The 10637-nt window shown below is 67.2% G+C and carries 11 protein-coding genes; 3 read left to right on the forward strand and 8 right to left on the reverse strand.

All coding sequences use genetic code 11. From position 1 onward, the window contains the following. On the reverse strand, positions 1-271 hold a 271-nt coding region (locus JMF86_RS10405; protein ID WP_374039653.1), incomplete at its 3' end, for an alpha/beta fold hydrolase. Between the two features lie 174 nt (positions 272-445). After that, a complete protein-coding gene (locus JMF86_RS10410) occupies positions 446-1306 on the reverse strand; it encodes a ferritin-like domain-containing protein (protein WP_185642967.1) in 861 nt (286 codons plus the stop codon). A gap of 143 nt (positions 1307-1449) precedes the next feature. Between JMF86_RS10410 and JMF86_RS10415 the strand changes: the two genes are divergently transcribed. The 3 genes from JMF86_RS10415 to JMF86_RS10425 all read left to right on the forward strand — a co-directional run bounded on the left by JMF86_RS10415 (position 1450) and on the right by JMF86_RS10425 (position 3454). After that, a complete protein-coding gene (locus tag JMF86_RS10415) occupies positions 1450-1974 on the forward strand; it encodes a gamma carbonic anhydrase family protein (protein ID WP_200093648.1) in 525 nt (174 codons plus the stop codon). A 25-nt stretch (positions 1975-1999) separates the two neighbouring features. After that, a complete protein-coding gene (gene hslO, locus JMF86_RS10420) occupies positions 2000-2950 on the forward strand; it encodes an Hsp33 family molecular chaperone HslO (RefSeq protein WP_201316986.1) in 951 nt (316 codons plus the stop codon). A 138-nt stretch (positions 2951-3088) separates the two neighbouring features. Beyond that, a complete protein-coding gene (locus tag JMF86_RS10425; protein WP_006478408.1) occupies positions 3089-3454 on the forward strand; it encodes a hypothetical protein in 366 nt (121 codons plus the stop codon). A gap of 89 nt (positions 3455-3543) precedes the next feature. On the opposite strand, the gene ftsB is transcribed toward JMF86_RS10425, so the two are convergent. The 6 genes from ftsB to JMF86_RS10455 all read right to left on the reverse strand — a co-directional run. Beyond that, positions 3544-3969, reverse strand: coding sequence for a cell division protein FtsB (gene ftsB / locus JMF86_RS10430; protein WP_011549473.1), 426 nt, complete (start codon positions 3967-3969; stop codon positions 3544-3546). An 81-nt stretch (positions 3970-4050) separates the two neighbouring features. Then, a complete protein-coding gene (gene eno, locus JMF86_RS10435; RefSeq protein ID WP_006478406.1) occupies positions 4051-5334 on the reverse strand; it encodes a phosphopyruvate hydratase in 1284 nt (427 codons plus the stop codon). A gap of 106 nt (positions 5335-5440) precedes the next feature. Then, complete coding sequence (kdsA, locus tag JMF86_RS10440; protein ID WP_006478405.1) at positions 5441-6295, reverse strand: 3-deoxy-8-phosphooctulonate synthase; 855 nt, start codon at positions 6293-6295, stop codon at positions 5441-5443. Further along, positions 6292-7950: a CTP synthase gene (locus JMF86_RS10445; RefSeq protein ID WP_006478404.1), complete on the reverse strand. Its 1659-nt coding sequence runs from the start codon at positions 7948-7950 to the stop codon at positions 6292-6294. The genes kdsA and JMF86_RS10445 overlap by 4 nt, the downstream gene beginning before the upstream one ends. Positions 7951-8141: 191 nt before the next feature. Further along, positions 8142-8987, reverse strand: a complete 846-nt coding sequence (locus JMF86_RS10450) for an alpha/beta fold hydrolase (protein ID WP_034174518.1) — start codon at positions 8985-8987, stop codon at positions 8142-8144. 189 nt (positions 8988-9176) lie between these two features. Beyond that, positions 9177-10637: DNA internalization-related competence protein ComEC/Rec2 (locus tag JMF86_RS10455; RefSeq protein WP_201316987.1), on the reverse strand; the 1461-nt coding region annotated here is incomplete at its 5' end.

Below are 10637 nucleotides of genomic sequence, written 5' to 3' on the forward strand. Positions count from 1 at the left end.
CATCGAGGTCGCCCAGGTATTCGTGGAACCAGTAGTGGCCGCCGCCCTGCCGCGCGACCGGCCAGTCGGACAGCCCGAAGCCGCGCGCATCGGGCGCGATCACCTGCCAGTCGCCCGCGAGTGCATCGACGACGAACTGGAACGACGCCGCGACGTCCATCCAGCCGTGCAGCATGAACAGCGTCGGCGCATCGGGCCGGCCCCAGCGCCGCACATGCAGCTGGACGCCGCGCACCGTGACGAAATCGGAAACAGAACTCGAGGCACTCATCGCAGCCGCCAAAAAAAAGAATGGTCGTTCGATTATAGCGGCGACACCCCGGTTCCGGCGGCCGGCAATCGAGGTACCGCTCTAGCGGCGAGGTGGTACGGCGCCAGGCAGAAAGAGGCTGTCGATCGGGCGCGCAAGCAGGCGGCCCACCGGACGCAGCCGCACGCGAGCCGGCTAATGCGCGGTGCGCCCGTCCGCCGCGTCCTGCGCAGCCAGTTCGTCGAGTTCGGCCTGCTCGAAGCCGGCATCGCGTCGCGCATCGAAATTGAACGGGCCGCGCAGCCGCGGCGCGTGGTATTGCTCGGCGAGCTGCCGATAGGTCGGCACGGGGTCGCGCCCGGCTGCGTCGCACAGATGGCGGAACCAGCGGTTGCCGATCGCGACATGGCCGATTTCATCGCGCAGGATCACGTCGAGGATCGCAGCCGACGCGTCGTCGCCCGCCTGCACGAGCCGCGCGCGGATCGGTGGCGAGGCGTCCAGCCCGCGCGCCTCGAGCGTGCGCGGCACGAGCGCCATGCGCGCGAGCACATCGTCCTTGGTCCGCTCGCACATCTCCCATAGCCCGTTATGCGCGGGAAAATCGCCGTACGCATGCCCGAAGCCGTCGGCGAGCCGGTCGGACAGCAGCGTGAAGTGATAGGCCTCCTCGGCCGCGACCTTCAGCCAGTCCGCATAGAACGCGTCGGGCATGTCCGCGAAGCGCCAGACCGCGTCGAGCGCCAGGTTGATCGCGTTGAACTCGATATGGGCGAGCGCGTGCAGCAGCACGGCGCGCCCTTCGGGCGATCGCATGCTGCGCCGCTGCAGCTCGCGCGGCTCGACCAGCGGGGGCCGCGCCGGGCGCCCCGGCAGACCGGCCGGTTCGCGCAACTGGAGCGCCGGCGCGATCGCCGCCTGCCCGGCGCGCAGCGCATCGTGCAGCGCGCGCACCCGCGCCGCCTTGGCCGCCGGCTCGGCAATACGCAGCGCATCGAGCGCCACGCTGCGCACACAGGCCTGCGGCTGGTCGAAAGAAGAAGACTCCATGCTCATAAACGGGGACACCTTGCGTACGCATCGCGGGAGCATCGGCGCGCGACGGTTTACAATATGCGTTTGTTCCGCGGCGCCAGGCGCCGGGCAAACCGGACGCGCCATTCTACCGGCGCCCATCATCGAAGAGACAAGGAGACTCCGTGACGATCTACAAGCTGGGCGAGACGGCCCCGACGATCCACGAAAGCGTATTCGTCGCCGATACGGCGGCCATCATCGGCAAGGTCGTGCTCGAGGAAAACGCGAGCGTGTGGTTCGACGCGACGATTCGCGGCGACAACGAGACGATCACGGTCGGCGCCGGCAGCAACGTCCAGGAAGGCGCGGTCCTGCATACCGACCCCGGCTTTCCGCTGACGATTGCCGAGAACGTGACGATCGGGCACCAGGCGATGCTGCACGGCTGCACGATCGGCGAAGGTTCGCTGGTCGGGATTCAGGCGGTGGTCTTGAATGGAGCGGTCATCGGCCGCAACTGTCTGGTCGGTGCCGGCGCGGTCGTGACGGAAGGCAAGACGTTCCCTGACAACTCGCTGATTCTCGGCGCACCGGCGAAAGTCGTGCGCGAGCTGTCGGCCGAAGACGTCGCGCGGCTGCGCGCGAACGCGAAGACGTATGTCGAGCGACGCGCGCATTTCAAGGAGCAACTCGTGCGGATCGGGTGATTCGCACGGATTTCAAGGAAGAAGAGTGAGCGACCAGTTACAGAAATTCATGTTCAATGCGGCGCCCGTGCGCGGCGAGATCGTTTCGCTGCGCAACACGTGGCAGGAAGTGCTCGCCCGCCGCGACTACCCTGCCCCGGTGCGCACGGTGCTCGGCGAGATGATGGCCGCGTGCGCGCTGCTGTCCGCGAACCTGAAATTTCACGGCACACTGATCATGCAGATCTTCGGCGACGGGCCGATCCAGATGCTGGTCGTCCAGTGCGGGTCCGATCTGTCGATGCGGGCCACCGCGAAGTTCTCCGGCGACGCCGCGCAGACGATCAGCGACGACACGAGTTTCGCGTCGCTCGTCAACGCGAGCGGCCACGGCCGCTGCGTGATCACGCTCGATCCGGCCGACAAGCTGCCGGGCCAGCAGCCGTATCAAGGCATCGTGCCGCTGAACGGCATCGACGGCCCGCTCGAATCGGTGTCGCAGGTGCTCGAGCACTACATGCATCACTCGGAGCAGCTCGACACGCGGCTGTGGCTCGCAGCCGATCGCGACCGCGCGGTCGGCATGCTGCTGCAGAAGCTGCCGGGCGACGGCGGCATCGTGCCGCGCAACGCCGAAACCGATATCGACACGTGGGAGCGCGTGTGCACGCTCGGCGGCACGCTGTCCGCGAAGGAACTGCTCGAAGTCGAACCGGAAGTCGTGTTCCGCCGGCTGTTCTGGCAGGAAAACGTGCAGCACTTCGAACCGGCCGGCACGCGCTTCCAGTGTTCGTGCTCGCGCGAGAAGGTCGGTGCGATGCTGCGCATGCTCGGTCGTGAAGAAGTCGACAGCGTGATCGTCGAGCGCGGCCACGTCGAGATCCACTGCGAGTTCTGCAACCAGCGCTACGAATTCGATCCGGTCGACGTCGCGCAACTGTTTGCGGCACCCGGTGTCGAAACCGGCATCGCGCCCGCGACCGACCAGCGTCACTGAGCCGCGCGCCCGTGCCCGCCACCGGCTCGGCACGGGCGCATAATGACGCACGAGCGCCGCACGCGCGGCTCAGGCGCCCAAGGCCCGGCCTTCGGCGCAAGCCGCTTTCCCACGGTCGGCGCGCCGCAGGAGAAACACATGAATCGCCCTCACCCCTTGCTCACCATCCGCAGCGTCGTCCTGACGGGCATGGCCGCCGGCACGCTCGCGCTGGCCGGCTGCGCGATGCCGCCGCCGACTTCCACGATCCTGAGCCGCCTGCCCGAACCGGGCGCGTCGGGCGGCCAGCCACCCGTGTTGTCGAGCGCCGAACGCAAGCGCTACGACGAGATCGACCAGCAGGTGCTGCGCGAACAGAACAGCGCGATGGCAGCCGAGGCGGCGGCGCGCGCGTGGGCGTATTACTCGCCGCCGCCCGTGACGGTCTATGGCGGGTACTACGGCGGATGGGGCAATCGTTGGGGCACGGGCGTCAGCTACGGCTACCCGGGCTGGTGGTGGTGAGCGGGCGTCGCCCGATCGATTGACGACTGGCAGGAAATAAAAAAGCGCGGCATTTCCCGCGCTTTTTCAATGGATTCGACGTACCGCGCTCAGTGATGCGCCGGCTTGCCCTTGTCGCCGCCGTGATGGCGCGACGGCTTCGCGATCGACTGCGGATTCGGCACGACCCGCACCGGCGCCGCCGAAACCGCGCCGCGCGTCGACGTATTCGATGGCGTGGTGTTCACCGGCCCTGCCGGCGCATTCGGCGACACGAACTGCACGAATACTTCGCCGTCCTTCACCATGCCCATCTCGTAGCGCGCACGCTCCTCGATCGCCGCGGTGCCGCTCTGCAGATCCTGCACTTCGCCCGCGGTGCGCTCGTTGCGCAGCTTCTCGTCCGCGTTCTTCTGAAGCTGGTCGTCGAGCTGCTGACGCAATTCGTGCACCCGCAGCCAGCCGCCGTGTCCCCACCATAGGGGGTACTGAATGAGCGCCAGCAAGGCAATCAGGACGACAGTGACAAGCCGCATGTAAGAGACGCAGATATAAGAAGCGCCGCTCCGCGCACAGGCACAGAGCGGCGTCGAGATGACGAACCCGATAGTAGCGCGTTAGCGCAGGTTATAGAAAGCCGATTTGCCCGGGTAGCTCGCGATGTCGCCGAGATCTTCCTCGATGCGCAGCAGCTGGTTGTACTTCGAGATGCGGTCGCTGCGCGACAGCGAACCCGTCTTGATCTGACCGGCGTTCAGGCCAACCGCGATGTCCGCGATCGTCGAATCTTCCGTTTCGCCCGAGCGGTGCGAGATCACGGCCGTGTAGCCCGCGCGCTTCGCCATTTCGATTGCCGCGAACGTTTCGGTCAGCGTACCGATCTGGTTGATCTTGATGAGGATCGAGTTCGCGATGCCCTTCTCGATGCCTTCCTTCAGGATGCGCGTGTTCGTGACGAACAGGTCGTCGCCGACCAGCTGCACCTTCTTGCCGAGGCGGTCAGTCAGCAGCTTCCAGCCGTCCCAGTCGCTTTCGTGCATGCCGTCCTCGATCGACACGATCGGGAACTTGTCGGCGAGCGTCGCGAGGTAGTCGGTGAATTCGGCCGACGACAGTTGCAGGCCTTCGCCGGCGAGCTGGTACTTGCCGTCGTGGTAGAATTCGGATGCCGCGCAGTCGAGCGCGAGCAGCACGTCTTCGCCCGCACGGTAGCCGGCCTTCTCGATCGCCTGCAGGATCGTCGACAGACACTCGTCGTTGCTGCCGAAGTTCGGTGCGAAACCGCCTTCGTCGCCGACGGCCGTGCTCATGCCGCGGTCGCTCAGGATCTTCTTCAGCGCGTGGAACACTTCCGCGCCGCAACGCAGCGCTTCACGGAACGTCGGCTGGCTGACCGGAACGATCATGAATTCCTGGATGTCCAGGCTGTTGTTCGCGTGCGCGCCGCCGTTGACGATGTTCATCATCGGCACCGGCAGTTGCATCGCACCCGAACCGCCGAAGTAGCGGTACAGCGGCAGGCCGGCCTCTTCGGCGGCGGCCTTCGCGACGGCCATCGACACGGCCAGCATCGCGTTCGCGCCCAGGCGCGACTTGTTGTCGGTGCCGTCCAGCTCGAGCAGCGTCTTGTCGAGGAACGCCTGTTCCGATGCGTCGAGGCCCATGATGGCTTCGGAGATTTCGGTGTTGATGTGCTCGACTGCCTTCAGCACACCCTTGCCGTTGTAGCGGCCGGCTTCGCCGTCGCGCAGTTCGATCGCTTCACGCGAGCCGGTGGACGCGCCCGACGGCACCGCCGCGCGGCCCATCGTGCCCGATTCGAGCAGCACGTCGCATTCGACGGTGGGGTTGCCGCGCGAATCCAGAATCTCGCGGCCGATGATATCTACGATTGCACTCATGGGTTTCCTCTGAGAATGACGATGGATTCTTCAAACTGCGACGGCGTGCGTGCCGGAACCGCTTTCGCTACAGACGCGCGAAGCCGTCGCAAGGTTCATTCGATCTTTAATTGAAATCGTTTTCCAGGAACGGATTGCGCTTCACCGCCTGGTCGAGCGTGACGAGGGTCTCCAGCAACGCGCCCATCCGGTTCAGCGGCACTGCGTTCGGGCCATCCGACTTCGCCTCGGCCGGATTCGGATGCGTTTCCATGAAGAGGCCCGCGACGCCCGTCGCGACCGCCGCACGGGCGAGCACCGGCACGAATTCGCGCTGGCCGCCCGAGCTCGTGCCCTGCCCGCCCGGCAACTGCACCGAGTGGGTCGCATCGAACACGACCGGCGCGTTCGTCTCGCGCATGATCGCGAGCGAACGCATGTCCGACACGAGGTTGTTGTAGCCGAACGAGACGCCGCGCTCGCACGCCATGAAGCGGTCTTCCGACAGCCCCGCCTCACGCGCCGCGTCGCGCGCCTTGTCGATCACGTTCTTCATGTCGTGCGGCGCGAGGAACTGGCCCTTCTTGATGTTGACGGGCTTACCCGAGCGCGCGCACGCATGGATGAAGTCGGTCTGGCGGCACAGGAACGCCGGCGTCTGCAGCACGTCGACGACCGACGCGACCTGCTCGATCTCGTCGATCGAATGCACGTCGGTCAGCACCGGCAGGCCGAGCTGGCGCTTCACCTCGCCGAGAATCCGCAGCCCCTCGTCCATTCCGAGGCCGCGAAACGACTTGCCCGAGCTGCGGTTCGCCTTGTCGTAGGACGACTTGTAGATGAACGGAACGTTCAGCTTCTCGCAGATCTCCTTCAGGCGGCCGGCCGTGTCGATCGTCATTTGCTCCGATTCGACGACGCAGGTACCCGCGATCAGGAAGAAAGGCTGGTCGAGACCGACCTCGAAATCGCACAGCTTCATGCTTGCACTCCGCGCGCTTGCTTGTTGGCAAGCGCCGCTTCGACGAACGACTTGAACAGAGGATGACCGTCACGCGGCGTGGACGTGAATTCCGGGTGGAACTGGACGCCGACGAACCACGGGTGCATCGAACGCGGCAGCTCCATCATTTCCGGCAGATCCTCGCTCGGGGTACGGGCGCTGATGATAAGGCCGCCGGCTTCGAGCTGGGGCACGAAGCGGTTATTGACTTCATAACGGTGGCGATGGCGCTCGTTCACGTCCTTGCCGTAGATTTCTTCCGCCATCGTGCCCGGCTTGATCGGGCAGCGTTGCGAACCCAGGCGCATCGTGCCGCCGAGGTCGGATTCCTCGGTGCGCGTCTCGACCTTGCCTTCGCGGTCGTACCATTCGGTGATCAGCGCGACCACACGCTCCGGCGTGTCCGGATCGAATTCCGTGCTGTTCGCCTGCTTCAGGCCGACGACGTCGCGCGCGAATTCGATCACCGCGAGCTGCATGCCGAGGCAGATGCCGAGGTACGGCACCTTCGACTCGCGCGCGTAGCGAACCGCGGCGATCTTGCCTTCCGTGCCGCGACGGCCGAAACCGCCCGGCACCAGCACGGCGTCGAGATGCTTCAGGCTGTCGACGCCGTTCGTCTCGAGCTCTTCCGAGTCGATGTACTCGATGTTGACCTTGGTCGACGTGTGGATCGACGCATGGCGCAGCGCCTCGATCAGCGACTTGTACGACTCGGTCAGATCGACGTACTTGCCGACCATGCCGATCGTCACTTCCTGCTTCGGGTTCTCGAGCTTCTCGACGAGCGCCGACCACATGCTCAGGTCGGCGTCCTTCGGCGACAGCTTCAGCTCTTCGCAGATGATCCGGTCGAGGCCCTGGTCGTGCAGCATCTGCGGAATCTTGTAGATGCTGTCGGCGTCCCACACCGAGATCACGGCGTCTTCCGGCACGTTCGAGAACATCGAGATCTTCTTCGATTCGTCGTCGGGGATGCGGCGATCCGCACGGCACAGCAGCACGTGCGGCAGGATGCCGATCTCGCGCAGCTTCTGCACGCTGTGCTGGGTCGGCTTCGTCTTCAGCTCGCCGGCCGTCGCGACGTACGGCACGAGCGTCAGGTGCACGAAGCACGCGCTGTTGCGGCCGAGGCGCAGGCTCATCTGGCGCGCGGCTTCGAGGAACGGCAGCGACTCGATGTCGCCGACCGTGCCGCCGATCTCGACGATCGCGACGTCCGGCTCGCCGCAGGTGGCCGATGCGGCCCCGCGCTCGATGAACGCCTGGATTTCGTTCGTGATGTGCGGAATGACCTGCACGGTCTTGCCGAGATAGTCGCCGCGGCGTTCCTTGCGGATCACCGATTCGTAGATCTGGCCGGTCGTGAAGTTGTTGGCCTTGCGCATCTTCGTGCTGATGAAGCGCTCGTAGTGGCCGAGGTCGAGGTCGGTCTCCGCTCCGTCTTCCGTCACGAACACTTCGCCGTGTTGAAACGGGCTCATCGTGCCGGGGTCGACGTTGATGTAGGGATCAAGCTTGAGGAGGGTGACTTTCAGACCGCGCGATTCGAGGATCGCGGCGAGGGAAGCGGCGGCAATGCCCTTGCCAAGGGAAGAAACTACGCCGCCGGTGACGAAAACATATTTGGTCATCGCTGGATGCTCGCGGGAAAAACGGATTATACCGTAAAGCCCGCCCTTCTCTCAGCAATTGGCGTGATGATCGCGCCCCGTTCGGGCCAATCCGTGCCGACCCGCGCCGGCCGTGCGCGCCGGTACGAACCGGCCGGCCGGTCGGCGCCGCACGCATGCGCCGGCGGGCGTTCCAGCCGCCCGGCGAAACGTCAGGCGCGCTTCGCGAGCGGCGCGCCGGCCTGCGAAACGCCGCCCTCTTCCGCCTTCAGCGAATTCAGCATCCGCTGCAATGCGCGGGCGGTCTCGATCGGCCGCTCCATCGGGAACAGGTGGCTGCCCTCGAGCCATTCGATGCGCCCCCGCGTCGCGCGGCGTGTCGCATCGAGCCCGACTTGCCGCACCTCGCGCGAGCGCGTGCCGGCGAGAAAGCCGAGCGGCACCGGCGCGCCGTGCGCGAGCCGCGGGCCGAGCGTGTGCGGCAGCGTCCGGTAGATCAGGTATTCGACCTGACGGTCGAATGCGAGCGCGCGCTCGCCGTCGGCGCCGGCCTGTGGAATCCCGTAGTCGATATAGTCGGCCAGCATCCGTTCGTCCCAGCGCGCGAACGCGGGCTTCTCGCGGAAGTGCCGCCAGACTTCGTCGCGGCTCATCCAGCGGGTGCGCCGGTTGCGCGTCGCCGCGGCCGGCGACAGCCGCTCGTCGAGCCCCGCCCACTGGCTCGCGCGCAGCGCGCCGGCACGCCAGCCCGCGATGATCGGCGAATCGATCATCACGACGCCGCGCACCCACTGCGGCTTCTTCAGCGCGGCCATCAGCGACAGGTAGCCGCCGAGCGAATGGCCGACGAGCCAGACCGGACGCTCGTAGCGGCTGCCGATGTCGTCGAGCAGTTGCTCGACGAGATGCGGCCAGTCGCGCGTCACCGGGTAGCGGCGGTCGTGGCCGATCCGTTCGACGTAGCGCAACTCGTAGTCGTCGGCCAGTTCGGCGAAGATCGTCCGGTACGTCGACGCCGGGAAGCCGTTCGCATGCGAGAAGTGGAGGATGTCCTTCAAACGCCGATGTCTCCTTTGTCGGTGGGAGTGAGTGCTTCAGCACTTACTCCCGCCCCATGCTTCGCGGTCGACCGGCGTTGGCGCTTTGGCTCTCACGCCAGTCCCATGTTTCGTATTCTGTCGGAACCGTGCCTCGGCACGGCACGCCGGCCCCGGGCTTTCCGTCCCGATACGCCGGCCTTCCCGCGATCACCGGTCCATCCAGTACCGGTGCCGTTCGTCGCGATAACGCGCGAAGGCGAACCCGCCGCCGGCCGGCGCGACGTCGAATCGCACGGCGCCGTCGCGATCGGTGCGCGGCAGCGGAATCCCGCGCGCCTCGTAGCGGGCCAGCACGGTCCGGTGCGGATGCCCGAAACGATTGCGATAGCCTACAGGAAATACCGCGACGCGCGGCCCGACCGAATCGAGGAAAGGCTCGACCGACGACGTGCGGCTGCCGTGGTGCGGAACGATCAGGATCTGCGCGGCCAGTGCGTCGCGCGCGTCATTCACGAGCCGCCGTTCGCCGCGCGCATCGATGTCGCCCGTCAGCAGCGCGGACGTGCCATCCGCATCGATGCGCAACACGCACGACTGCCCGTTCGACGACCCGGTGCCCATCCCGCCCGGCGGCCACAGCATCGTGAAGGCGACGCCGTCCCAGGTCCAGCGCTGCCCGGCCGCGCACGGCAGCCGGTCGGCCACGCCCGCGGCTGCCGCGTCGCGCCACAGCCGGCTCTTCGGCGCAATGCCGGCCAGCAGCTGGCGCACGGCGGCGGCCGCATAAACGGCCGGTGCGCCGCCTGCGTGATCGGCATCCGCATGACTGAGCACGAGCGAATCGATCGTCGCGATGCCGCGCGCCCGCAACGCCGGCGCGACGATCCGCGTACCGGCATGGGACGACTCCGCCCCCGGCCCCGCATCGAACAGCAAGGTCCGCCGCGCGGTTTCAACCAGCACCGCCGCGCCCTGCCCCACGTCGAGCACGGTCAGCCGGAAGCCGCCGGGCGGCGGCGCATCGGGCGCCGGCGCGACCAGCGGCAGCCACGTGAGCGGCGCCGCCCAGCGCAACGGCCAGCCGCGCGGCATCAGCGCCCACGCGACGCCCACGCATGCGAGCGCCAGCACCGGCCAGTCGGGCATGCGCAGCCAGAACACGCCGGCCGGCCAGTCGGCCAGATACCCGAGCAGCGTCATCATCGGTTCGAGCGCCGCATGCGCAAGCCGGAAGGCCGCCGCATCGAGCGGCGGCGGCAACGCGATGCCGGCCAGCACGACCGGCGTCACGACCGAGCTGACCCACGGAATCGCGAACGCATTGCCGAACGGGCCCGACAGGGAAACCTGCGCGAACCACGCGGCGGTGAGCGGCGCGAGCCCGATCGTCACCGCGTACTGCACGCGCGTCGCCTCGGCGAGGCGGCGCCGGCCGCGCGTCGCCCACCCGCGCAACCGGCTCCGCAGGCCGGTCGTGCCGCCTTCCGCACCCGCTTCATCGATATCGTCGACCTCGCGCACCGGGCGCCAGCCGGCGACGGCCAGCAGGATCACGGCGACCGCGCCGAACGACAGCCAGAATCCGGCCGACAGCACGGCCCACGGATCGGCGAGCAGCACGCCGCCGAGCGCCGCGCACAGCACCGCGGACGTCGGCACGCTGCGGCC

This window comes from Burkholderia sp. E168m15 (assembly GCF_016586105.1).
Classification (GTDB): domain Bacteria; phylum Pseudomonadota; class Gammaproteobacteria; order Burkholderiales; family Burkholderiaceae; genus Burkholderia; species Burkholderia orbicola.

Excerpts from the sequence above, each read along its gene's own strand:
- JMF86_RS10445 (WP_006478404.1), bottom strand. The coding sequence starts at position 7,950 with ATGACCAAATATGTTTTCGTCACCGGCGGCGTAGTTTCTTCCCTTGGC.
- JMF86_RS10410 (WP_185642967.1), bottom strand. The coding sequence starts at position 1,306 with ATGAGCATGGAGTCTTCTTCTTTCGACCAGCCGCAGGCCTGTGTGCGC.
- JMF86_RS10425 (WP_006478408.1), top strand. The coding sequence starts at position 3,089 with ATGAATCGCCCTCACCCCTTGCTCACCATCCGCAGCGTCGTCCTGACG.
- kdsA (WP_006478405.1), bottom strand. The coding sequence starts at position 6,295 with ATGAAGCTGTGCGATTTCGAGGTCGGTCTCGACCAGCCTTTCTTCCTG.
- eno (WP_006478406.1), bottom strand. The coding sequence starts at position 5,334 with ATGAGTGCAATCGTAGATATCATCGGCCGCGAGATTCTGGATTCGCGC.
- ftsB (WP_011549473.1), bottom strand. The coding sequence starts at position 3,969 with ATGCGGCTTGTCACTGTCGTCCTGATTGCCTTGCTGGCGCTCATTCAG.